Origin of the sequence: Herbaspirillum sp. C7C8 (genome assembly GCF_022627875.1) — a bacterium.
Classification (GTDB): Bacteria; Pseudomonadota; Gammaproteobacteria; order Burkholderiales; family Burkholderiaceae_D; genus Herbaspirillum.
Window position 1 is genome coordinate 74,256 of record NZ_JABXGG010000017.1, and the last position, 21,440, is coordinate 95,695.

The 21,440-nt window shown below is 62.0% G+C and carries 23 protein-coding genes and 1 tRNA gene; 18 read left to right on the forward strand and 6 right to left on the reverse strand.

Translation table 11 applies throughout. From position 1 onward, the window contains the following. Positions 1–48: 48 nt before the first annotated feature. Positions 49–690 (reverse strand): alanyl-tRNA editing protein, encoded by a 642-nt coding sequence (locus tag HWE01_RS18455; protein WP_241822524.1) that lies wholly within the window; start codon positions 688–690, stop codon positions 49–51. 96 nt (positions 691–786) lie between these two features. Between HWE01_RS18455 and HWE01_RS18460 the strand changes: the two genes are divergently transcribed. Then, positions 787–1,734 carry a LysR family transcriptional regulator gene (locus HWE01_RS18460; RefSeq protein ID WP_241822525.1) on the forward strand — a complete coding sequence of 316 codons (948 nt, stop codon included), beginning with the start codon at positions 787–789 and terminating at the stop codon, positions 1,732–1,734. A gap of 6 nt (positions 1,735–1,740) precedes the next feature. On the opposite strand, the gene HWE01_RS18465 is transcribed toward HWE01_RS18460, so the two are convergent. After that, entirely contained in the window at positions 1,741–2,364 is a 624-nt protein-coding gene (locus tag HWE01_RS18465) for an anaphase-promoting protein (RefSeq protein ID WP_241822526.1), read from the reverse strand. A gap of 194 nt (positions 2,365–2,558) precedes the next feature. On the opposite strand from HWE01_RS18465, the gene serS reads away from it, so the two are divergent. Continuing rightward, entirely contained in the window at positions 2,559–3,860 is a 1,302-nt protein-coding gene (gene serS / locus HWE01_RS18470) for a serine--tRNA ligase (protein ID WP_008327943.1), read from the forward strand. Between the two features lie 101 nt (positions 3,861–3,961). Here the strand turns inward: serS and HWE01_RS18475 are convergent, their stop codons facing one another. Then, on the reverse strand, positions 3,962–5,842 hold the full coding sequence (locus HWE01_RS18475) for a GGDEF domain-containing protein (protein WP_008327944.1): 1,881 nt from the start codon (positions 5,840–5,842) through the stop codon (positions 3,962–3,964). Positions 5,843–6,117: 275 nt separating this feature from the next. Between HWE01_RS18475 and HWE01_RS18480 the strand changes: the two genes are divergently transcribed. Then, positions 6,118–6,207 (forward strand) — tRNA-Ser (locus tag HWE01_RS18480). A gap of 322 nt (positions 6,208–6,529) precedes the next feature. Continuing rightward, complete coding sequence (locus HWE01_RS18485) at positions 6,530–8,275, forward strand: GGDEF domain-containing protein (protein WP_241822527.1); 1,746 nt, start codon at positions 6,530–6,532, stop codon at positions 8,273–8,275. 3 nt (positions 8,276–8,278) lie between these two features. Here the strand turns inward: HWE01_RS18485 and HWE01_RS18490 are convergent, their stop codons facing one another. Then, complete coding sequence (locus tag HWE01_RS18490; protein WP_241822528.1) at positions 8,279–9,301, reverse strand: LacI family DNA-binding transcriptional regulator; 1,023 nt, start codon at positions 9,299–9,301, stop codon at positions 8,279–8,281. A 99-nt stretch (positions 9,302–9,400) separates the two neighbouring features. Further along, positions 9,401–9,826, reverse strand: coding sequence for a MarR family winged helix-turn-helix transcriptional regulator (locus tag HWE01_RS18495; RefSeq protein WP_008327948.1), 426 nt, complete (start codon positions 9,824–9,826; stop codon positions 9,401–9,403). Positions 9,827–9,963: 137 nt separating this feature from the next. Between HWE01_RS18495 and HWE01_RS18500 the strand changes: the two genes are divergently transcribed. The 3 genes from HWE01_RS18500 to HWE01_RS18505 all read left to right on the forward strand — a co-directional run bounded on the left by HWE01_RS18500 (position 9,964) and on the right by HWE01_RS18505 (position 11,981). Continuing rightward, positions 9,964–11,178, forward strand: a complete 1,215-nt coding sequence (locus HWE01_RS18500) for an HPP family protein (protein ID WP_241822529.1) — start codon at positions 9,964–9,966, stop codon at positions 11,176–11,178. 72 nt (positions 11,179–11,250) lie between these two features. After that, a complete protein-coding gene (locus HWE01_RS22890) occupies positions 11,251–11,376 on the forward strand; it encodes a hypothetical protein (RefSeq protein WP_283817523.1) in 126 nt (41 codons plus the stop codon). A gap of 386 nt (positions 11,377–11,762) precedes the next feature. Beyond that, positions 11,763–11,981, forward strand: coding sequence for a DUF1289 domain-containing protein (locus HWE01_RS18505; RefSeq protein WP_241822530.1), 219 nt, complete (start codon positions 11,763–11,765; stop codon positions 11,979–11,981). 7 nt (positions 11,982–11,988) lie between these two features. On the opposite strand, the gene HWE01_RS18510 is transcribed toward HWE01_RS18505, so the two are convergent. Further along, entirely contained in the window at positions 11,989–12,627 is a 639-nt protein-coding gene (locus HWE01_RS18510; RefSeq protein WP_175342396.1) for a Maf-like protein, read from the reverse strand. 159 nt (positions 12,628–12,786) lie between these two features. Here HWE01_RS18510 and HWE01_RS18515 point away from each other — a divergent pair, with 159 nt between their 5' ends. The 11 genes from HWE01_RS18515 (at position 12,787) to HWE01_RS18565 (ending at position 21,440) form a co-directional block, all read left to right on the forward strand. Next, positions 12,787–13,317: a YceD family protein gene (locus tag HWE01_RS18515; RefSeq protein WP_241822531.1), complete on the forward strand. Its 531-nt coding sequence runs from the start codon at positions 12,787–12,789 to the stop codon at positions 13,315–13,317. Positions 13,318–13,431: 114 nt separating this feature from the next. Then, complete coding sequence (rpmF, locus tag HWE01_RS18520) at positions 13,432–13,614, forward strand: 50S ribosomal protein L32 (protein WP_006463510.1); 183 nt, start codon at positions 13,432–13,434, stop codon at positions 13,612–13,614. Between the two features lie 220 nt (positions 13,615–13,834). After that, positions 13,835–14,932: a phosphate acyltransferase PlsX gene (plsX, locus tag HWE01_RS18525; protein ID WP_008327966.1), complete on the forward strand. Its 1,098-nt coding sequence runs from the start codon at positions 13,835–13,837 to the stop codon at positions 14,930–14,932. 17 nt (positions 14,933–14,949) lie between these two features. After that, positions 14,950–15,936: a beta-ketoacyl-ACP synthase III gene (locus HWE01_RS18530; protein ID WP_241822532.1), complete on the forward strand. Its 987-nt coding sequence runs from the start codon at positions 14,950–14,952 to the stop codon at positions 15,934–15,936. 90 nt (positions 15,937–16,026) lie between these two features. Beyond that, positions 16,027–16,959, forward strand: coding sequence for an ACP S-malonyltransferase (gene fabD, locus HWE01_RS18535; protein ID WP_241822533.1), 933 nt, complete (start codon positions 16,027–16,029; stop codon positions 16,957–16,959). Beyond that, positions 16,956–17,711 carry a 3-oxoacyl-ACP reductase FabG gene (fabG, locus tag HWE01_RS18540; protein ID WP_088753657.1) on the forward strand — a complete coding sequence of 252 codons (756 nt, stop codon included), beginning with the start codon at positions 16,956–16,958 and terminating at the stop codon, positions 17,709–17,711. The genes fabD and fabG overlap by 4 nt, the downstream gene beginning before the upstream one ends. A gap of 163 nt (positions 17,712–17,874) precedes the next feature. Next, positions 17,875–18,114: an acyl carrier protein gene (acpP, locus tag HWE01_RS18545; RefSeq protein ID WP_006463505.1), complete on the forward strand. Its 240-nt coding sequence runs from the start codon at positions 17,875–17,877 to the stop codon at positions 18,112–18,114. Between the two features lie 33 nt (positions 18,115–18,147). Beyond that, on the forward strand, positions 18,148–19,389 hold the full coding sequence (gene fabF / locus HWE01_RS18550) for a beta-ketoacyl-ACP synthase II (protein WP_008327974.1): 1,242 nt from the start codon (positions 18,148–18,150) through the stop codon (positions 19,387–19,389). Positions 19,390–19,476: 87 nt separating this feature from the next. Beyond that, entirely contained in the window at positions 19,477–19,974 is a 498-nt protein-coding gene (locus tag HWE01_RS18555) for a protein YgfX (RefSeq protein WP_034350197.1), read from the forward strand. 91 nt (positions 19,975–20,065) lie between these two features. Then, entirely contained in the window at positions 20,066–20,668 is a 603-nt protein-coding gene (gene rpoE / locus HWE01_RS18560; protein ID WP_006463502.1) for an RNA polymerase sigma factor RpoE, read from the forward strand. Between the two features lie 76 nt (positions 20,669–20,744). Further along, a complete protein-coding gene (locus tag HWE01_RS18565; protein ID WP_241822534.1) occupies positions 20,745–21,440 on the forward strand; it encodes a sigma-E factor negative regulatory protein in 696 nt (231 codons plus the stop codon).

A 21,440-nucleotide genomic window follows, 5' to 3' on the forward strand; every position in this document is an offset into this window, starting at 1 on the left:
CGCCATGAGCGCGAATCAAACCAGTGTTTTTTGAGGGCAGATAGTCGCTCAGGGAGTAACGTCATAACGCACCGACGCTTCCCCCTTCTTGACCCGTACGGAGTCAATACGAATTCGCCCGATCTCTCCCAGCGACGCCACGTGCGTTCCGCCGCAGGGGTAGGCGGGCAGCTCGCCAAAACCGATCTGCCGCAAGCCATTCTCCATGGCCATCACGCAGGGTAAATCCTGCGCCAGCAAGTCATTGCAGCGGCGCTCCAGCTCTGCCGGCACCAGTTCCTGGGCTGTGCCATCTGCGGCGGCAGCCACGCCCACCACGCGCGCTTCCCCCGGCCAGTGATGCGCCTTGGTGGGCTTCCATCCCAGTTCGGCCAGTACCTGCCCGATCACGTGGCCCGCTGAATGCAGCCGGGCGTGCAACTGGCGCGGCTGCGCATCCACGCAGGCCAGCGCCGGGCCAGGCGCCACGGGGGCGGTGGTGTAGTGGACGATGCCTTCACTTTCGCTGCTCACGCGCAGTACTTCCACCGCACCGATCCGACCGGTATCACTGGGCTGTCCGCCACCCTGCGGATGAAAGGGCGTGGCCGACAGCCGCACGGCGTAGCGGCCATCGTCCTGCGCAGTGCAGTCCAGCACTTGGATGTCGGCGCGCAAGGCGGGGTCGGTGAGGTAGAGACGTTCGGTCATGACGAGGCTTTCAATGAAACTGCGGCGAGTGTCGTGCATTGTATCGACAGGATGAACTTGCGATAATCCAGCAACACTGCAAAGGATCTTTGCTCCATGAGCACAAATAAAAGCATCGCCCTGCTCAACGAAATGGCCATCTTCGCCAAGGTAGTGGAGACCGGCAGCTTCTCGGAAGCGGCCCGCCAACTGGGCGCAACACCGTCGGCCACCAGCCGCGCCATCGCCCGCCTGGAAAAAGCCCTCGGCACGCAATTGTTGCAACGGACCACCCGCAAGCTGCGCCTGAGCGAAAGCGGCGAGGAGATCCACGCCCGTTGCCGCGACATGCTCAACGCCGCGCAGGCCGTGCTGTCGGTGTCCGGTGCCTTCGACGCCGAGCCGCAGGGGCAGGTGAGGGTGAGTGTGCCCAAGGCGGTCGGGCATGCACTGATTCACCCGCACATGCCGGATTTCCTGGCGGCCCATCCCAAGGTGGACGTGCTGCTCAGGCTGGAAGACCGCTACATGGATCTCATCGACGACCAGGTCGACCTGGCCATCCGCATCACCGACCAGCCGCCGCCGGGCCTGATGGGGCGGCGCCTGATGCGCATCGATCATCTGCTGTGCGCCACGCCGCAGTACCTGCAGCGGCACGGGATGCCGGACCATCCCCGGGCCTTGAAGGAGCATGACTGCATCTACCTGGGTGAGTCGCCGGCAGACGCGCGCTGGCGCTTTCGCCGCCAGGGCAAATCAGTCAATGTCGAGGTACGGGGGAGGTATGCGGCCAACCACACGGGCGTGCGTCTCGATGCCACCTTGCGCCATCTGGGGATTGCCAGCCTGCCGTATTTCATCGGCAGGCCACGGCTGGAGGAGGGGAGTCTGGTGCAGGTGCTGCCGCAGTGGAGTTTCAGGACGCGCTATTGCGGCGAGCTGTGGGCGCTGTATCCGGCCACGCGCCACCTGCCACCGCGCCTGAGCGCCTTCGTGCAGTTCCTGGCGCAGCGCCTGGCGCAGGAACCGGCCCTGGCGCCGGGTGCCAAGCCTGTGCCTTGAAGCCCGTCAGGCCGCAGGACGGTGCCAGACGTGGAAGCTGCCTTCCATGGCCGACATGGCGGCGATCACGGTCTCGTAATTCTTGTCGTCGTCATAGCCGGGCAGGCGGGTCTTCATGGCATCCATGAGCGCTTCCAGGCCATCGGCATCGTTGGGGATCAGCACCCCCTTGATGCCCTCGGCACTCTTGCCCGCCAGGATCCATTGCGGTTGCGGCAGGGCATCCTCGCTGATGCGGATCGTGACGTCATCCACTTCGCGCCAGGCTATGCCTTCGCGCCTGGTGCCGCGCACCATGGTGCGGATTTCTTCGTCGTCGAATTCCACGCTGATCTTGCGTGCCTGCTGCGCGGCCAGTCGTGTCGGCGAGAGCTCGGCCGCACCCGGTGCCTGCACCTTCCAGTCGGTCTTGCGGACCTTGGGCGGCACCAAGCGGTTCTTGATCTGCTGGCCGAAGGCGAAGGCGGCGCCGAAGGACAGGCCCGCGATCAGCCCATAGAACAGGCTGGCCTCGTTGGACATGTAATGGATGCCGGCCCACAAGCCCAGGGCAAAGGCGGCCACCAGGCCCAGCAGGGAGAACAGGACAGGGACTTCGCGTGGCGGACGGGATTCGGGCTGGACGGACATGGGCAATCGGGTCTCAAGAAGGCTGAAGAAGGCTGAAGAGGGCTGCAATGGGCCGCATGGTAACCCGCATGGGCGCTGGCGGCTACCGGGGCCGGCGCATTTTATTGTGGCGGGGGTGCACGGGAAGCCCGTAGCGGGCGCGCGACTTGGTACAATCGCGGTTTCGAGCACCAAATCTATCGTAATTTCTTCCCATGATCGACATTCAACTCCTCCGTAAAGACATCGAGAACGTCGCAGCCCGCCTGGCGGCCCGCAAGTTCGTCCTGGACGTGGCCGGCTTCAATGCGCTGGAAGCCGAGCGCAAGCAGATCCAGACCCGTACCGAAGAACTGCAGGGCAAGCGCAATACGCTGTCCAAGCAGATCGGCATGCTCAAGGGCAAGGGCGAGGACGCCTCCGCCGTGATGGCCGAGGTCAACGGTATCGGCGACGAGTTGAAAGCCTCCGCCACCCGTCTGGAAGAAGTGCAGCAGCAGATGAACCTGTTCCTGCAGGCCCTGCCCAACCTGCCGCATGAATCGGTGCCCGCCGGCAATGACGAAAGCGGCAACGTCGAGCTGCGCAAGGTCGGTACGCCCCGCAACTTCGATTTCGAGATCAAGGATCACGTCGACGTCGGCGCACCGCTGGGCCTGGACTTCGATACCGCGACCAAGCTGACCGGTTCGCGCTTTGCCGTCTTGAAGGGCGGCATCGCCCGCCTGCATCGCGCGCTGGCGCAGTTCATGCTCAACACCCACACCATGGAGCATGGCTATACCGAGTGCTACACCCCCTACATCGTCAACGCCGACAGCCTGCGCGGTACCGGCCAGTTGCCCAAGTTCGAGGCCGACCTGTTCGCGGCCAAGAAGGGCGGCCAGGAAGGCGAGGCCGAGAATGCCGCGCTGTACCTGATCCCGACCGCTGAAGTGCCGCTGACCAACTTCGTGCGGGATGAAATCGTCGCCGGGGATGCGCTGCCGATGAAGTTCACTGCCCACTCGCCTTGCTTCCGCTCGGAAGCCGGTTCCTACGGCCGCGACACGCGCGGGATGATCCGCCAGCACCAGTTCGACAAGGTGGAAATGGTGCAGATCGTGCATCCCGAGAAGTCCTACGAAGCCCTGGACGAGATGCTGGGCCATGCCGAAACGATTCTGAAGAAGCTCGGCCTGCCGTATCGCGTCATCACCCTGTGCACCGGCGACATGGGCTTTGGTGCGGCCAAGACCTATGACATCGAAGTCTGGCTGCCGGCGCAGAACACCTATCGTGAAATCTCCTCGGTCTCCAATTGCGAAGCCTTCCAGGCACGCCGCATGCAGGCCCGCTTCCGCAATGCCCAGGGCAAGCCGGAACTGCTGCACACCCTGAACGGTTCGGGCCTGGCCGTAGGCCGTACCCTGGTGGCGGTGCTGGAAAACTACCAGCAGGCCGATGGCAGCGTGGATATCCCCGAGGTGTTGCAGCCCTACATGGGCGGCGTGACCAAGCTGGTACCGGGCGCCTGATTCAGTTTGACGGTGCAGGAAATGAAGACGGCTGTCTCGCGAGAGACAGCCGTTTTTTTATCGTCGCAAGGTTTGCGAAAACGTTTTCTTGATGGCGCTGGCTAGGCGTCCTTGAGTGCCCAGGAGAAGGTGGTGGGGATGCGGCGCTCGATGAACAGGCTGTTGCCCTGGATTTTCTTGGCTTCCTTCTTGGCGCGGGTGGCGGCTGAAGCGATCTGGTGCGGCGAGGAGTATTGCGAAGGCTCGATCTTGACCGCCCCCAGCGACAGCGACACCAGCGGATGGAAGACGCGATTGCCCTGGCGGTCCTCGGTGTAGTAACCGTTGCGCTGTACGTCTTCGTCATAGTAGAAGGCGCGCGCCTGAACCTCGAAGCCGTCGAGGATGGCGCGGCAGCGTTTTTCCCAGTCTTCGCTCTGGAACAGGATCAGGAAATCGTCCCCGCCGATGTGACCGATGAAGTCCAGGTTGGGGTCGCAGGCCTGCTGCAGCACGCGGCCGGTGGTCTGGATCATGTCGTCGCCCTTGCGGTAGCCGTAGACGTCGTTGAAAGGCTTGAAGTGGTCCAGGTCACAGTAGCAGATGCAGAACTCCACGCCGCTCTGCAGCAGGTATTCGATGTGATCGTTGATGGGCACGTTGCCCGGCAATTGTGTGAGCGGATTGGCGTGACGCGCGGCGTCGATCTGCATCTGCGTGATTTCGCGCAGCAGGTCGTGGCCGGTGCCCAGTCCCACATACTGGCCGCGGTCGGTGATGATGAAGCCGTTGGAGAGGTGGTGCGATTCGGCATGCACCAGCAGGTTGGAGAGCTCTTGCAGGCTGGTGTCCTGCTCGGTCAGGATGGGGTTGGGGTCCATGAAGAAGGCGCAGGACTTCTTGCCATACAGTTCGCGCCCGTACAGGCGGGCGAAACGCTCGACCATGCTGTAGCGGTTGATGAGCCCGATCGGCAGGCCGTTGCTGACCACCGGCAGGGCCTGCAACTGCGGATCGTTGACGAACATGTCGTAAGCCGTGTCATTGGTGACCTCCGGGCTCACGTACTGGGTCTCGCGCAGCAGCTTGGCGACCGTGGCGCTGCGCTTGCCGGGGCCATACTTGTTGGCCGCCAGCGGTACCTTGTCGCGCCGCAGGGTCTTGGTGACGTCGTCCGAGATCGACACCGGCGGCTCCGGTAGCGGACGCGAGATGTGATAGCCCTGGCCGCAGGCGATGCCCAGATCGCGGATGGTCAGCAGCTCGGCCTGCGATTCGATGCCTTCGGCGATGACGATGGAACCGGACTTCTCGGCGATCTCCTGGATCGAGCGCACGAACTGCAGCTTCATGGGATCGTGGTTGATGCCCTGCACGAAGTGCATGTCCACCTTGACGTATTCCGGCTGCAGCTCCGACCACAGGCGCAGGCTGGAGAAACCTTCACCCAGATCGTCGATGGCAATCTGGAAACCCATGTCGCGGTAGTGCATGGCGGCATTGCGCAGCAGGGCATAGTCGTAGGTCGGCTCGTTCTCGGTGAGCTCAATGATGATGCGCTGCGGATTGACGCCCAGCTTTTCCAGGTAGCGCAGGGTTTCGCCCTGGATCGCCTCGGGCTGCATGAGCGCACCCGGCGAGACGTTGAGAAACAGGTTGCCCGGCAGACCCAGTTGCGCGAAGCGGGTCATCACGATGTGGCGACACAGGTACTCCATCTGTACCGACAGATTGTGTGCGCGCGCTACCTTGAACAGCGCCAGGGGCGAATGCAGCGGGGTATTGGAGGGGCCGCGGATCAAACCTTCATAGCCCAGGATTTCGCCGTTGCGCATGCGTACGATGGGCTGGAACAAGGCCGACAGCTTGCGTTGCGCGATGATCTCGTGCAGCAGCGACAACATCGGGTCATCGGCGCCGCGCAGGGCCGCGCCGGAGGCGCCGGCGATCAGGTCGACGACTTCGGCGCCGAGCGGAAAGATTGGGCTGGAAAGGGGAGCCATCTGGCTGAATCCGGGTTCGAAAGAGTCAAAGAACGACAAAGCAAGGCGAAATAGTTTACGGATGCTAGAAGTGATTTATGACAAGATGATGATAAGCAATTCAGCTTTATGCTTTTATGTGTGAACTTTGCCTCCTTTAGTCTGTCCGGCGGCAGAAGCAATGACGGGAAGATAATTTTTTTGAATATTTTTTAAAAAATAGTTTCACTCTGAAAATAGTTCTGCTATAGTCGCTGTCTTCGCTGCACCACGCAGTGAAACGACCGAAGTTGACCGGAGAGGTGGCAGAGTGGTCGAATGTACCTGACTCGAAATCAGGCGTACGGTTTCCCGTACCGTGGGTTCGAATCCCACCCTCTCCGCCAGTTGGCTTGCAGGTTGTAGCAGTTGTAGAGATAAGGCTCTGATTTTTTCAGGGCCTTATTTTTTTGTCCGTCGGTTCCGCGCGGGGCGCATTGCGTTGCCGCGACTGTCATTTCCTGCGTAGTGGATGTTTTTCGAGGGGGAGAACATCGTGTGCGCACCAGGCTCGTCCCATCTGCCGGGAGGGCTTTCCCGGTTTCGTGGCGTCGCCGCGATAGTCTGGTCAACATTTCTTCCCGCTCGCGACCTGGCCGCGCCGTCCTTGGCTGCAGCTTGATATATTCGTCTCATGTATCTGCGTTTGCTTTTCATGGCGGGCTCATCATGTCCCTGAATCGTCTGTTCCGTCTGATCTCGATTGCCTTGCTGACGCTGTTTCTGGCGTTCGCGCTAGCGCTGGTCTGGATGGAGTGGAATACCTATCGCAGCGGTGCCAACAGTGTGCCGGCCCTGCGCAAGTTGCGCCTGGCTCTGCTGGCCATGGAAAAGATTTCCGCCGAGCGCGGCCCGGCCAATGCCGCCATGGGAGCGGGAGTGCCCCTTGCGGCGCCACTGCAGGCCAGGCTGGCCAATGCCCGCACCCAGAGCGATGCGGCTCTCAGTCAGTTGCGCACGGCGCTGGAGGCCGATCCGCGGCTGCGCCAGTCATGGGCCTTGGACAAGGTGCGCCTGGTCCAGCAGGGGCTGGGCCCGGCGCGCGCCAATGTCGACCGGGTGGCGCATCTGGCGCCGCAAGATCGCAGCGATGTGCTGGTGGTGGCCGCCGTGAGCAGCATGGTCGATCTGCTGCCGCTGATGGTGCGCGTGGTCAGCGATCTGAGCAACGAGGCTGACCGGGCCGATCCCTTGCTGCGCGATGGCCTCTCGGCCGTGCGCGCGGTCGCCAGCCTGCGCGAATATGCCGGTCAGGTGGGATCCCGTTTCGTCGCACCCCTGATCGCGCATCGCCAGCTGACCCAGGATGAAGTCATCGAGATCGGGCGTCTCTACGGGCGCATCGAGTTGCTGCGGACCTTCATTGCCGGGCAGGTGGCCAGTTACAGTCGCGATCCCGCATTCGCCTCGGCCGTGGACAGGGTGGAAAAGGAATATTTCGACAGCGGCTTCCAGTTCCTCGATTTTTTGCTGCAGATCGGGCTCAAGGCCGGTGAATATGGCGTCACGCCCGACGATCTTCTCAAGTTCTACGTCCCCCAGATGGCATCCATCACCGATCTGCGCGACCTGCTCATGAGTGATCTGCTGAAGCAGGCCGAGCGCCACAGCACCCGCGCCCGCGACCTGCTGATCCTGGTGGTAAGCCTGACCTTGCTGGCCTGCCTGTTCTTCCAGATGCTCATGGTGCTCATCGCGCGACGCGTGGTGCGTCCGCTGGTGCAGGCCACCGATCTGGTCGCGGGCCTGGTGGAGGGCAAGCTGGAGCAGGAGATTCCGCAGGCGCGCCATCAGGATGAAATCGGCGCCATGATGCGCGCCTTGCACGTGCTCAAGCAGCGCATGGGTGAGCGCAACAGCCTGGCCAGGGAGCGTGAGGCTCTGATCACGCAATTGCAGGCTTCTTCCAACACCGATTTCCTGACTGGCGTGCTGAACCGGCGCGCCTTCTATACCCATGCCGACCAGCAGTTGGGTGTGGCGCGGCGTTACGGACGGGCGGTGTCGGTGGTGCTGTTCGATATCGACCACTTCAAGCGTATCAACGATACCTACGGCCACCAGGCCGGCGATGCCATCCTGATCGGGGTGAGCCAGTGCGTGGCGCAGTCGCTGCGCAAGGTCGATGTGCTGGCGCGCTACGGCGGCGAGGAATTCATCATCCTGCTGCCCGAATCCGACCTGGCGCAGGCCGCCGCCGTGGCCGAGAAGCTGCGCGCGGCGTTGCAGGAGCGCGTGTTCGAGGTCGAGCAGGAGCGGCGGATCACGGTCACGGCCAGTTTCGGTGTGGCGGCCCTGACCGCTGGCGAGGCGCTGGACCGGCTGACCAAGCGTGCCGATATCGCCCTCTATCGGGCCAAGCGTCTGGGGCGCAATCGGGTCGAACTGGCGGGCGAAGAGCTGGAAGAGCCCTGAGCCTCAGGCGCTGTCGCGTTCCAGGATGCAATAGCCGAGGTCGCAGACGGGCTGCGGGACTGGCTGGCCGTCGAAGCGGGTGAGCAGCATCTCGGCCGCCGTCAGGCCAATCTGGTGCGCACTGATCTGCACCGTGGTGAGTGCGGGCAGGACTTCGGTTGCGATCTCCAGATTGGCAAAACCGGCCAGCGCCATGCGCTGCGGTACCGCGATGCCGCGTCGCGCGCATTCCAGCGCAGCGCCGGCGGCCATGACGTCGTTGCTGAAGAAAGCGGCCTCGATGTCAGGTTGCAAGGCAAGGAGGCGACCGAGGGTTTCGCGCCCGGCCTGCAGGAAGCTGCCCATCGGCACCACCAGGTGCACCGGCTCGGGCGTGCCCTGCGCCAGCAGGGCAGCACGCATGCCGGCAAAACGCGCCAGGCCGCGGGGGTCGTCGCCGCCCACGAAGGCCATGCGGCGATAGCCCTTGCGGACCAGATACTCGCCCATGGCCTGCCCGGCGGCGTGGTTGTCAAAGCCCACCAGCATGTCGATGGGCTGCGTGCTCCAGTCCCAGGTTTCCACCACCGGAATGCCGGCCGCCTTGAGGCGCTGGCGCGTGCGCAGCGAATGCTGCACGCCGGTCAGCACCAGGCCATCGACGCGGCGGCCGATGAAGGCTTCCACCAGGCCGGTTTCCGCTTCTTCCGAATAATTGGTCTGTCCCAGCAGCAACTGGTAGCCCTGCAGGCTCAGTTGCTCGGACAGGCCGCGCACGGTCTCGGCAAAGATCGAATGGCTGATGGTCGGCACGATGGCCGCCACGATGCGCGTACGGCGCGAGGCCAGCCCGCCGGCCAGCATGTTGGGAATGTAGCCCATGCTGCTGATGAAGGCTTCGACCCGTTCGCGCGTAGCGGGGGAGACCTTTTCAGGCGTATTGATGACCCGCGAAACCGTGATGTGCGACACCCCGGCGGCGCGCGCCACGTCTTCCTTGGTGATGGCGCGAACGGGCGCGGCGGCGGGGGCAGTTTTGCGGATCATTGGAGCGCGAGATGAGAAATTGTCGCCAGCATAACAGCAGCTTGCCCCGATCGGACTGCGGACATCCACAAGCCCGCTTGCGCCGACTCGGCCACCGGGTCAGTCGCGGTCGTTGAAGGCCGAGATGTACGAGACCTGGAACACGCCTGACAGCGACTGCAATTCATCGCGGTGCAACTGCGCCAGGCGATGCAGGTATTGCTCGCCCAGCGCGGTCAGGCGCACCTGGACCAGGCGCTTGTCGCGGTCGTCCGGGGTGCGCGTGACCAGTCCGGCTTTCACGCAGCGCGTTACCAGCGCCACCACGCCATGATGCTGGGCCTGCAGGCGCTCGGCCAGTTCGCTGATGCTGGCCCAGTCGCGTCCGGGATAACCCTTGATGTGCAGCAGCAACAGGTATTGCAGCGGCGTGAGCCCTTCGCTTTGGGCGGCATCTTCCGAAAAGCGCAGGAAACGGCGCAATTGGTAGCGAAATTCCGACAAGGCCTCGAAATCATCCTTTTGCAGGCGGGGCGCGGCGCTCATCGGAACAAGCCTGGGCAGTGAGGGGAAACGGAGAGCGGTAAGCAGGACATATATATCATCTTGTGATGTAATTGCGGTGTTGGTGCGGGCGCTGTCACGCCACGCGCCGTGTTGAGAACCGTCGTCACGGAACGGATATGCCCGATTCTATCTTGCTGTGGTTGAAAAGTTTTATTCCTGCCAAGTCCAATGTCGATCGCTTCGAGCGCATGCGTGCGTGTGCCGGCAGTCTGTTCGGCATTCTGCTGGTCGGCCTGATCAGCTATGCGCTGCTGCCGCACGAAGCACACACCATCTGGCTGATCGCGCCGATGGGGGCATCGGCGGTGCTGCTCTTTGCGGTCCCCTCCAGTCCTCTGGCGCAGCCCTGGTCGATCATGGGCGGCAACCTGTGGGCGGCGCTCATCGGCGTGACCTGCGCGAAGCTGGTGCAGGAACCGGCCTTGGCGGCGGCGCTGGCCATTGCCTTGGCCATCGGCGGCATGTTCGTGCTGCGCTGCATCCACCCGCCCAGCGGGGCGGTCGCCTTGACCGCGGTGCTGGGCGGGCCGGTAGTGCATGACATGGGCTATGCCTTCGTGCTTTCGCCGGTGCTGCTCAATTCGGCGCTGCTGCTGGCTGCGGCCCTGTTCTACAACAATGCCAGCGGGCGCCGCTATCCGCATGCCCAGCACAGCGCTGCACCCCATCCGCACCAGACGCGGGATGAATTGCCGATGACACGGCTGGGGTTCTCGCCTGACGATCTGGACGAGGTATTGAAGAATTTCAATCAGGTGCTCGACATCGGCCGCGACGACCTGGAAGAGATCTTCCTGCAAACCGAGATGCGGGCCTATCACCGCCGCTTCGGTCAGACCCTGTGTGCGGCCGTGATGTCGCGCGACGTGGTGGCGGTGGAGTTCGCCACCGGTCTGGACGAGGCCTGGCGCCTGTTGCAGCAGCACCGACTGCGCGCCTTGCCCGTACTCGATCGCGGCCGGCATGTGATCGGCATCGTCAGTCGTACCGACTTCCTCGACCATGCCGGTGTGGAAGTGCACACCGGGCTGGCGGCGCAATTGCGCCGCTTGCTGCACCGGGTGCCGTTCTCCCATTCGGACAAGCCTGAAGTCGTGGGTCAGATCATGAGTCGCCCGGTCATCACCGCCCGGGTCGATACGCCCTTGCTGGAGCTGGTGCCGCGCATGGCCGATGGGCTGCATCAGATTCCGGTCGTGCAGGCCGACGGCAAGCTGGCCGGCATGCTGACCCAGTCGGACATGATCGCCGCGCTCTACGAGAAAAACCTGGCTGCCGCGCGTGCCGTACCGGCATCTGGCGTACTGGGCAGCCTCCGTAGCGCCGCCTGATCGGCTTGACAGGCGGGCAGGGCAGGCGGAAGGTGGCATTCTGTGCAAGAGAATTCATTCTGGGAGGCTGTGATGAGAACGAATGCGCTGATTTTGCTGGTATCCGCTCTGCTGTCGCTGCAAGCCTGTGACCGCAAGGGCGGCAATCCGCCCAGGCCGGTGACCTCTGCTGCGCAAGGTGTCTGGTTCGCAGCGTGAAGTTGTGAAGGGGCGCAGGGGTGGTGCCGTTGTGGCACAGTTCGGCGGTGAGATATGAGGGGCGTGAATATCTGCTATTGCCACAATAAAGCAGACTCCGTCGGGGTGCATCGCTATAGTTGCACCTGTCTCCTCCAATCTCCTCCTTAAGAAATTGGATTCAAGCCCGCACCTCATGGTCGCGGGCTTTTTTTTGTCTTTTGATTCGGGCGTGGAGCTCAAGGAGGGGGGGGGGCGGCTTTGCCTATCCCTTCGATCAGCAGGGGGAGGCCGTCACCGGTTCTTGGTAAGATGGGGGACTCGCAGCCTTTGCAAGTGAAGGGTTTTCCCGGATACCGGGCAATTCGCTTGTCCCATGCTTCATCTTCCCTATTCAGATTCGCTCAATGTCTCCCAGCTCTCTTTCGCCGTCCGCCGTCTCATCCGCGCCCGAGCGCCCCGACACGCCTTGCGTGGCCGTGTGCTCCACCACCTTCGACGATGTCTGCCGCGGCTGCGGCCGTACCGTCGATGAGGTGGCGCAATGGGTGTTCATGGACAAGGAGCAGCGCGAAGTGGTCTGGCAGCGCATCCTGGCCGAAGGTTACCCGCGCCGCAATTACTGAGCCGCAATTACTGAGCCGCGTCAGCGGCGGCGAAGAAGCTCACGCCGGCCCGTCGCAGCATGCTGGTCAGGGTGATCAGGGGCAGCCCGGTGAGGGCGGTGGGATCGTCGCTGCGGATGCTCTCCAGAATGGCAATGCCCAAGCCTTCGTTCTTGGCGCTGCCGGCACAGTCGTAGGGTTGCTCGATCTTCAGATAGGCATCCAGCTCGGTGTCATCCAGATCGCGGAAGCGTACCAGCGTCTGCACATTAACTACTTGCGCCGCCGCAGCAGCATCACGCTGGCGGCTATCCCACAGGCACAGCGCCGTGTGAAAAATGACTTCGCGCCCGCGCATCAGTTGTAATTGTTTTAAGGCATTGGCGTGGTTGCCGGGCTTGCCGATTTGCAGGCCGTCCAGCGTGGCGACCTGGTCCGAGCCGATCACCAGGGCCGGGCCGACGCGCGCAGCAATGGCGGCGGCCTTGTCGCGTGCCAGGCGCAGGGCGGTGGCTTCGGGTGTTTCGCCAGGTTGCGGGGTTTCGTCGATGTCCGGTGCCATGCTCTCGAAGGGCAGGCCGAGGCGGCTCAGCAGTTCTTTGCGATAGACCGAACTGGAGCCGAGGATGAGCCGTAATGGCGAGAGGTTGGTGTGATTTTGCGACATATCGGCAACGGTGAGTGTGATGTTGTTGGCAAGTAAAACCCGGATTTTGGCCGAAAAACCTCGCCCAAGCGGCTTTATTGCCTCCCGAGGCGAATTTTTTTTTGCGCGTCGAACGCAGGTGGTGCGCTAAGGCTTTGACTGGTAAGGAAATTTTCTGTTATGATCGCAGGTTTTCCGGATTCTGCTTTGGCTATGAATGCATTTGTTATCGACGCGTTCGAATTCTGCAGGCTGAAACAGCAGGCGCAGGGTGAGATTCCGGTTGCTGAATTAGGTCGTCTGGCGCAAGAGACGGTTGACCGTTCCGGCACGATTCACTGGGCTCTGTCCGGCGATATCGACAAGCTGGGGCATGCTCAACTCAGTCTGGCAGTGTCGGGTGCAGTTAATCTGATCTGTCAGCGTTGCCTGACGGCATTGAATTTCGAGATTGATTCGAAGTCGCTGCTGGTATTGGCAAAAGATGAGGCGCAAGCCGACACCATCGAAGAACTGCTGGACGATGACGAGATCGATGTCATCGTCGGATCAGCCGCCTTCGACGTGAACTACCTGATCGAAGACGAAGCGTTGCTGGCCTTGCCGGTGGCGCCCAAGCATGACGTCTGTCCTGATGGTGGCGTGGCGGCCGAGGCCAAAGGTGCTGAACGGGCTTCCCCGTTTGAGGTACTGAAGAAGTTAAAGCAGTAACAAGTATTGTTGGGGAATGTCTGGCAAAGGCCGGGCAGCGGCACAGCGGGTTTACCTAAAACGGGAATCCTATGTGTTAAAATTTTCAATCTTAAGTAAGGTTTAGGAGTAATCATGGCCGTTCAACAGAACAAAAAGACCCCGTCCAAGCGCGGTATGCACCGTGCACACGACTTTCTGACTGCACCCCCGCTGGCTGTGGAGCCGACGACTGGTGAAACCCACCTGCGTCACCACATCAGCCCCAACGGTTTCTACCGTGGTCGCAAGGTGCTGAAGACCAAGAACGACGAGTAATCTCATTCATTGAGCTTGCTGTTTTTGGAGAAAAGCGGCGCAATGAGCTTCTGTTTCAGGAGGTTCATTTTGCGCCGCTTTTTTATGTCCGCGGCATCTGTCAGCGGACCCGCCTGCCTGCTTGCGTGAAGCTTCATCTGGCGCGCTGACCTAGTGTGCGATTTTGAAGGCTCTCCAATCTGCCTCATAATGTGGGCTGGCAAGGCTCAGAATCAAATCGATGACCATCAAAATTTCAATCGACTGCATGGGTGGCGATCATGGCCCGTCAGTCACGCTCCCGGCCGCTGCCTCCTTCCTCAAGCGCCAACCTGATGCAGAGCTGATCCTGGTCGGCCAGGAAGCCGTGCTGCAGCCGCTGCTGAAGAAATACAAGCTGGCCGGCGAAACCCGCATCCGCATTCACAACGCCACCGAAGTGGTGACCATGGACGACCCGATCGAGGTCGCCCTGCGCCGCAAGAAGGATTCTTCCCTGCGCGTGGCCGTGACCCTGGTCAAGGAAGGGCAGGCCCACGCCGCCGTCTCGGCCGGTAACACCGGCGCCCTCATGGCGGTCTCGCGCTACGTATTGAAAACCCTGCCGGGCGTGGACCGTCCGGCCATCTGCACCATCCTGCCCAACCAGAAGGATGGCCCCACCTATATGCTCGACCTCGGCGCCAACGTCGACTGCGAGCCACAGCATTTACATCAATTTGCACTCATGGGCTCGGCCCTGGTGGCGGTCATGGAAGGCAAGGCCAAGCCGACCGTGGGCCTGCTGAACGTGGGTGAGGAAGACATGAAGGGCAACGAGCTGGTCAAGGCGACCGCCGGCCTGCTGCGCGCCGATCATGAGAAGGGTATTCTCAACTTCTACGGCAACGTGGAAGGCAATGACATCTTCGAAGGCACGACCGACCTGGTGGTGTGCGATGGTTTCGTGGGCAACGTGACCCTGAAAGCCTCCGAAGGGCTGGGGCGCTTCGTCAAGCAGGTGCTCACCAGCGAATTCAAGAAGGGCTTGATCAACAAGCTCGGCGCCCTGATCGCCTATGGCGCCATCAAGGCACTGTCGCGCCGCCTCAACCCTTCCCGCTACAATGGCGCCAGTTTGCTGGGCCTGAAGGGCCTGGTCTTCAAGAGCCACGGCGGGGCCGATGTCTATGCTTTCGAATGGGCCATCCGCCGCGCCTATGACGCGGCCAAGTATGATGTGCTCGCCCGTATTGCCGCCAGCATGGCGGAGCTGATGCCCCAGGAGCAGGGGCGCACGGCCGAGGCCGCTGCCAAGGCTTTCGAGCCGGCGCCGGTCTCCCTGGATCAACCGAACTAACAGAGCAAGAAGACGGCATGACCACTTACAGCAAAATCGTCGGCACCGGCAGCTACCTGCCGGCCAAGCGCGTCACCAACCATGAGCTGGCCGCGCAGCTGGCCGAGCAGGGCATCGAGACCTCGGACGAATGGATCGTCACGCGCAGCGGCATTTCCGCGCGCCACTATGCCGAACCCACCCAGCTCTCCAGCGACCTCGCCCTGCAGGCGGCGCAGCGCGCCCTGGAAGCGGCCGGCATGCAGCCCAATGACATCGACCTGATCATCATGGCCACCTCCACCCCGGATCACCTGGGTGGCTTCCCGAGCACCGCCTGTGTGGTCCAGCGCAAGCTGGGCATCACCAATGGCGCGCCGGCCATGGATGTGCAGGCCGTCTGCAGCGGTTTCGTCTACGCCATGTCGGTGGCAGACAGCTTCATCAAATCGGGTGCGCACAAGAACGTTCTGGTCATTGGTGCCGAAGTGTTCTCGCGCATTCTGGATTTCAAGGATCGCACCACCTGCGTGCTCTTCGGCGACGGCGCCGGCGCCATCGTCATGAGCGCCTCGCAGGAGCCAGGCGTGCTGGCGACCAAGCTGCACGCCGATGGCAGCCATGGCCACATCCTGTGCGTGCCGGGCAGTGTCAACAACGGCGCCGTCGCTGGCAGCGCCTACCTGTACATGGACGGCCCGGCGGTCTTCAAGCTGGCCGTTTCCCTGCTGGACAAGGTGGCGCGCGAAGCGCTGGAAGCGGCCCGGATGCAATCCACCGAGGTCGACTGGCTGGTGCCGCACCAGGCCAATATCCGCATCATGCAGGGCACGGCCAAAAAGATGGGCCTGCCGCTGGAAAAGATGGTGGTCACCGTGGCCGAACACGGCAATACCTCGGCGGCCTCGATTCCCTTGGCGCTGGACCAGGCGGTGCGCGATGGTCGCATCCAGCCGGGCCACACCGTCATGATGGAAGGCGTCGGCGGCGGCTTCACCTGGGGCGCCGTGCTGGTGCGCATGTAAAGCGGGCAGGGAGGGGCTGCTGATGTAGTCCTTTCGTTCACTGGCTTCATCGATTTCCTGCATTTTCATCCAATTTACCTACATCCAAGCATGACAACATTTGCTTTCGTTTTCCCGGGCCAGGGTTCGCAGGCCATCGGGATGCTCAATGGCTTCGCCGACAATGAAGTCGTTCGCCAGACCGTCGCTGAAGCTTCCGACGCACTGCAATTCGACCTGGGCAAGCTCATCGCTGAAGGTCCCAAGGAAGACCTGGACCTGACTACCAACACCCAGCCCGTCATGCTGACGGCTGCCGTGGCCTTCTATCGTGCCTGGCTGGCCGCAGGCGGCAAGGCGCCGGCACTGGTCGCCGGCCACAGCCTGGGCGAATACTCGGCGCTGGTCGCCGCTGGCGTGATCGCCTTCAAGGATGCGGTGCCGCTGGTGCGCTTCCGCGCGCAAGCCATGCAGGAAGCCGTGCCGGTCGGGCAGGGCGGCATGGCGGCCATTCTCGGCCTTTCCGATGAGGATGTGCGTGCGGCCTGCGCCGAAGCGGCGCAAGGTGAAGTGGTCGAAGCCGTCAATTTCAACGCTCCTGCACAAGTCGTGATCGCTGGCCACAAGGCTGCTGTCGGTCGTGCCTGCGACATCGCCAAGGCCAAGGGTGCCAAGCGCGCATTGCCGCTGCCGGTGTCGGCGCCGTTCCACTCCTCGCTCTTGAAGCCGGCTTCGGATCGCCTGCAAGCCTATCTGGCCAACGTGGCGTTTTCCGCCCCGCAGATCCCGCTGATCAACAACGTCGACGTGGCCGTGGTCAATGATCCGGCTGCCATCAAGGATGCCCTGGTGCGCCAGGCGGCCGCGCCCGTGCGCTGGGTCGAGACGGTGCAAAAGATGGGTGCCGACGGCGTCACCCACCTGATCGAATGCGGTCCGGGCAAGGTGTTGACCGGCCTGACCAAGCGCATCAATGGCGAGCTGGTGGGTGAGGCCATCGTCGACCAGGAATCCCTGAACAAAGTATTGGAGTTGCTGAAATGAGTGCACAGAATCTGCAAGGCCAGGTTGCCCTGGTGACCGGCGCGTCGCGCGGTATTGGCCGAGCCATCGCTACCGAGCTGGCAAAGCAGGGCGCCAAGGTGGTCGGTACGGCCACTTCGGAATCGGGTGCGGCCGCCATCAGCGAGTACCTGGCAGCACTGGGACCGGAAGCCGGACGTGGTGCGGTCCTCAACGTCAACGACGCAGAAGCCAGCGTGGCCCTCGTGGAGCAGGTGCAGAAGGAATTTGGCGCACTCTCCATCCTGGTCAACAATGCCGGCATCACCCAGGACCAACTGGCCATGCGCATGAAGGACGAGGAGTGGGACAGCGTCATCGCCACCAACCTGACCGCCGTCGGTCGCCTCTCGCGCGCCGTGCTGCGCGGCATGATGAAGGCCCGTACCGGCCGCATCATCAACATCACTTCCGTGGTGGGCGAGGCCGGCAATCCCGGCCAGATGAACTACGCCGCCGCCAAGGCTGGTGTGGCCGGCATGAGCCGCGCGCTGGCGCGCGAGATCGGCAGCCGCAACATCACCGTGAACTGCGTCGCGCCCGGTTTCATCGATACCGACATGACCAAGGCGCTGAACGAACAGCAGTCCGCCGCCATCCTGCAGCAGATCCCGCTGGGCCGGCTGGGGGCGGCCGAGGAAATCGCCTATGCGGTGGCCTTCCTGGCCTCCCCGCAAGCGGCCTACATCACCGGTACGACGCTCAATGTCAATGGCGGCATGTACATGGGTTAAGTAAGTCTTGGGGGCTTGATTCAAGTCCTTTTGACGACTTTTGTTTGCAGTTAAGCTGGACTTGGCACAATCTTGCCAGGAATAGTTAAAAGTAAATTTTCCGCGCGCAAACCTGCTAAAATGCGCGCACTTTTGTAACCTATCATCCCTCTGGAGGAACACTATGTCCGATATCGAACAACGCGTGAAGAAGATCGTCGCTGAGCAACTGGGCGTCGCCGAAGCCGACATCAAGAACGAATCGTCGTTCGTGGACGACCTGGGCGCCGACTCGCTGGACACCGTCGAGCTGGTCATGGCACTGGAAGATGAGTTCGAAATGGAAATCCCCGACGAACAAGCTGAAAAGATCACCACCGTGCAACAGGCGATCGACTACGCAAAGTCGCAAGTCAAGGCCTGATAAGGGTTTTGGTCAAAGTTTCAGGAGAATTGCTTGAGCCGTACTCGTGAACGTCGTGTAGTCATTACCGGCCTGGGATGTATCTCGCCTGTCGGCAACAACGTCGCCGATACGTGGAGTGCCATCAAGGAAGGCAAGTCCGGCATCGCTACCGTCACCAAGTTCGACGCAACCCCCTTCACCACGCACTTCGCCGGTGAAGTCAAGGGCTTCAATATCGAGGATTACATCCCCGCCAAGGAAGCGCGTCATATGGATACCTTCATTCACTATGGCATGGCCGCCGGTATCCAGGCCATGCAGGACAGTGGATTGACGGTGACCGATGAGAATGCCGAGCGCATTGGCGTCATGATCGGTTCGGGCATTGGTGGCTTGCCGCTGATCGAAGAAACCCACGCCGAACTGACCAACCGTGGTCCGCGCCGCATCAGTCCCTTCTTCATTCCGGCCTCGATCATCAACATGATCTCGGGCAACTTGTCCATCAAGTTCGGTCTGAAGGGCCCCAACCTGGCCATCGTCACCGCCTGCACCACCGGCCTGCATTGCATCGGCTCTGCCGCACGCATGATCATGTACGGTGATGCGGACGTAATGGTGGCCGGCGGCGCCGAATCCAGCGTTTCGCCGCTGGGCATCGGTGGTTTTGCTTCGGCGCGCGCACTGTCGACCCGCAACGATGATCCTGCGACCGCGTCCCGCCCCTGGGACAAGGATCGCGACGGTTTCGTGCTGGGCGAGGGTGCCGGCGTGATGGTGCTCGAAGAGTACGAACACGCCAAGGCCCGTGGTGCCAAGATCTATGCAGAACTGCTCGGCTTCGGCATGAGCGGCGATGCCTACCACATGACTGCGCCCAACCTGGATGGTCCGCGCCGCTGCGTGCTCAATGCACTGCGCGACGCCGGCGTCAATCCGGATGAAGTGCAGTACCTGAACGCGCACGGTACGTCGACGCCCCTGGGCGACAAGAACGAATCCGACGCGATCAAGGCCGCATTCGGCGACCATGCTTACAAGATGGTTGTTAATTCGACCAAGTCCATGACCGGTCACCTGCTGGGTGGTGCCGGTGGCCTGGAAACGGTGTTGACCGTGCTGGCAGTGCACAATCAGGTGTCGCCGCCGACGATGAACATCTTCAACCAGGATCCGGAGTGCGATCTGGATTACTGCGCCAACCAGGCGCGGGACATGAAGATCGATATTGCCGTCAAGAACTCCTTCGGGTTCGGCGGCACCAACGGTACCCTGGTCATCGGCAAGATGTAAAATGCAAGACCCGGCTTCTTCGGAAGCCGGGTTTGTCGTTTTAACGGCGCTCATTGTATGGATGGCGCTCCTTGCTCCGGGTATCTCATGTCGATCGCAGTTTCCGCGGATATCAAACCTTCCCGCCTGCTTTTGTTGGTCACCGTCCTCGCCTGTGTGTGCGTGGCGCTCACTGGTGTCGCGCTGGCCTTCGGGATGCCGGGTTCGCTCTCCTGGGTGTTGCGCATCGCCCTGGCCGTGGCCTGCGTACTGGCCGCCGCCCTCGCGCTGGTGCTGGTGTTGCGGGACCGCAAGGTCATCTGGCTGCATATCTCCGGCACCGGGCAGATCCGTGTGGTGGAGCACCTGCTTCCCTCGGCGCGCGCCAAGCCGCAAGTCATGAAAGCCGGCCTGGCCCAACTGCTGGCCGGCAGTACCATCTGGCCAGGAATGCTGTTTCTGCGCCTGCGCCTGGAAAACGGCAGGACGCGCACCATCCCCATCCTGACGGATTCGGTCTCCGAAGATACATTCCGTGCACTTTCCGTGGCATGTCGTTGGCTGATCAGTCACAATACCGCCAAGGCAAGGCTGCTGGAAAAATAAGGCTGACGGGCTTGAAAATTGCCGAGCTGGAAGCATCTGCACGAGGCAATGACGATAAAACAACACGGCCATAAAAAACAAGGAACCCGGTTTGACGACAGAACGCGAAATTGACCAACAGCTTGTTGAGCGCGTCCAGCGTGGCGACAAGAAGGCGTTCGAGCTATTGGTAGTCAAGTATCAACGCAAGCTGATGCGCCTGGTGTCGCGCCTGGTGCGTGACCAGGCCGAAGCCGAAGACGTGGTGCAGGAAGCCTTCATCAAGGCCTATCGTGCGCTGCCGCAATTCCGTGGGGATTCTGCCTTCTATACCTGGCTTTACCGTATCGGTATCAACACTGCAAAGAACTATTTGGTCACCATGGGGCGCAGGGCGCCAACTTCGACAGAAGCAGATGCAGAAGAAGCTGAAACTTTTGACGATGCAGACCATCTGAGGGACATCAACACTCCAGAGTCGATGTTGGCCACCAAGCAGATTGCTCAGACGGTCAATGTGGCAATGGAGGCATTGCCGGAAGAATTACGTACTGCCATCACGTTGCGCGAGATCGAGGGGTTGAGCTACGACGAGATTGCAGATGCGATGAATTGTCCGATCGGCACCGTGCGCAGCCGTATTTTCCGCGCGCGGGAAGCAATTGCCGAGAAGTTGCGTCCACTGCTGGATACGGCGGCGGACAAGCGCTGGTGATGAGGCCACAAGCCTGTTGTTAAAAAGAAAATAATAAAGCGGGTATGGAACTAAGATATTTGCCGGGTGACTGCACATGGATACCAAAGTAACGACCAAAGAACAGATCTCAGCCCTCGCCGATGGTGAGCTGGGTTCTGAAGAAATGACCCTTGCCTTCGCGGCCCTGCGTTCTTCCAGGGACGCCCGGGACGCATGGGAGGATTACCATCGCATCGGCGAGGTGCTGCGTTCGGAGGAGATGGATGTCTCCCTGAGTGCCGGCTTCTCGGCCAGGATGAGCGCCTTGCTCGATGCGGAGCCGACCATCGTCGCGCCTCAGGCTGCGGCGGCCCAGCCGTCCGTGGCTGCGCCAGCCGTCCAGCCGGTGGCCACGGCCAAGGTTGCCGCCAATGGTGACCACCGTGCGAGCCGTCCCGGTCGCCTGGTGCGTTTGCTCATGCCCAGTGCTGCCGCGGCGGCAGCGGCCGTGGCGGCGGTGTTCGTGGCCATGCCGCAGCAGGCGGTGGTGACGGCCGATGCCAAGATGGCCGCTCCGGTGGCGCAGGTGGCTTCGGTGCCGGTCAACGTGCCCTCGGCCATTGCCACCGTCGCCGAGACCAATGGCAATCCGCAGAACGTGAACCAGCTGAGCTCGCTGGCGCAGCAGGGGGAAGTCAAGCGCGATCCGCGCATCGACGACTACCTGTTTGCCCATCAGCGTTTCTCGCCTTCCTACAGTTCGGCGCAATACGCCCGTTCCGCAGCCTTCTCCTCGGACGCAGACAAGTAA

Coding starts and splice junctions, on each gene's coding strand:
- plsX (WP_008327966.1), top strand. CDS start 13,835: ATGACCATCAAAATTTCAATCGACTGCATGGGTGGCGATCATGGCCCG.
- HWE01_RS18500 (WP_241822529.1), top strand. CDS start 9,964: ATGCCCGATTCTATCTTGCTGTGGTTGAAAAGTTTTATTCCTGCCAAG.
- HWE01_RS18505 (WP_241822530.1), top strand. CDS start 11,763: ATGTCTCCCAGCTCTCTTTCGCCGTCCGCCGTCTCATCCGCGCCCGAG.
- HWE01_RS18495 (WP_008327948.1), bottom strand. CDS start 9,826: ATGAGCGCCGCGCCCCGCCTGCAAAAGGATGATTTCGAGGCCTTGTCG.
- acpP (WP_006463505.1), top strand. CDS start 17,875: ATGTCCGATATCGAACAACGCGTGAAGAAGATCGTCGCTGAGCAACTG.
- HWE01_RS18465 (WP_241822526.1), bottom strand. CDS start 2,364: ATGTCCGTCCAGCCCGAATCCCGTCCGCCACGCGAAGTCCCTGTCCTG.
- HWE01_RS18455 (WP_241822524.1), bottom strand. CDS start 690: ATGACCGAACGTCTCTACCTCACCGACCCCGCCTTGCGCGCCGACATC.
- rpmF (WP_006463510.1), top strand. CDS start 13,432: ATGGCCGTTCAACAGAACAAAAAGACCCCGTCCAAGCGCGGTATGCAC.
- HWE01_RS18485 (WP_241822527.1), top strand. CDS start 6,530: ATGTCCCTGAATCGTCTGTTCCGTCTGATCTCGATTGCCTTGCTGACG.
- HWE01_RS18475 (WP_008327944.1), bottom strand. CDS start 5,842: ATGGCTCCCCTTTCCAGCCCAATCTTTCCGCTCGGCGCCGAAGTCGTC.
- fabG (WP_088753657.1), top strand. CDS start 16,956: ATGAGTGCACAGAATCTGCAAGGCCAGGTTGCCCTGGTGACCGGCGCG.
- HWE01_RS18510 (WP_175342396.1), bottom strand. CDS start 12,627: ATGTCGCAAAATCACACCAACCTCTCGCCATTACGGCTCATCCTCGGC.
- HWE01_RS22890 (WP_283817523.1), top strand. CDS start 11,251: ATGAGAACGAATGCGCTGATTTTGCTGGTATCCGCTCTGCTGTCGCTG.
- fabD (WP_241822533.1), top strand. CDS start 16,027: ATGACAACATTTGCTTTCGTTTTCCCGGGCCAGGGTTCGCAGGCCATC.
- serS (WP_008327943.1), top strand. CDS start 2,559: ATGATCGACATTCAACTCCTCCGTAAAGACATCGAGAACGTCGCAGCC.
- HWE01_RS18565 (WP_241822534.1), top strand. CDS start 20,745: ATGGATACCAAAGTAACGACCAAAGAACAGATCTCAGCCCTCGCCGAT.
- HWE01_RS18555 (WP_034350197.1), top strand. CDS start 19,477: ATGTCGATCGCAGTTTCCGCGGATATCAAACCTTCCCGCCTGCTTTTG.
- HWE01_RS18460 (WP_241822525.1), top strand. CDS start 787: ATGAGCACAAATAAAAGCATCGCCCTGCTCAACGAAATGGCCATCTTC.
- HWE01_RS18490 (WP_241822528.1), bottom strand. CDS start 9,301: ATGATCCGCAAAACTGCCCCCGCCGCCGCGCCCGTTCGCGCCATCACC.
- HWE01_RS18530 (WP_241822532.1), top strand. CDS start 14,950: ATGACCACTTACAGCAAAATCGTCGGCACCGGCAGCTACCTGCCGGCC.
- HWE01_RS18515 (WP_241822531.1), top strand. CDS start 12,787: ATGATCGCAGGTTTTCCGGATTCTGCTTTGGCTATGAATGCATTTGTT.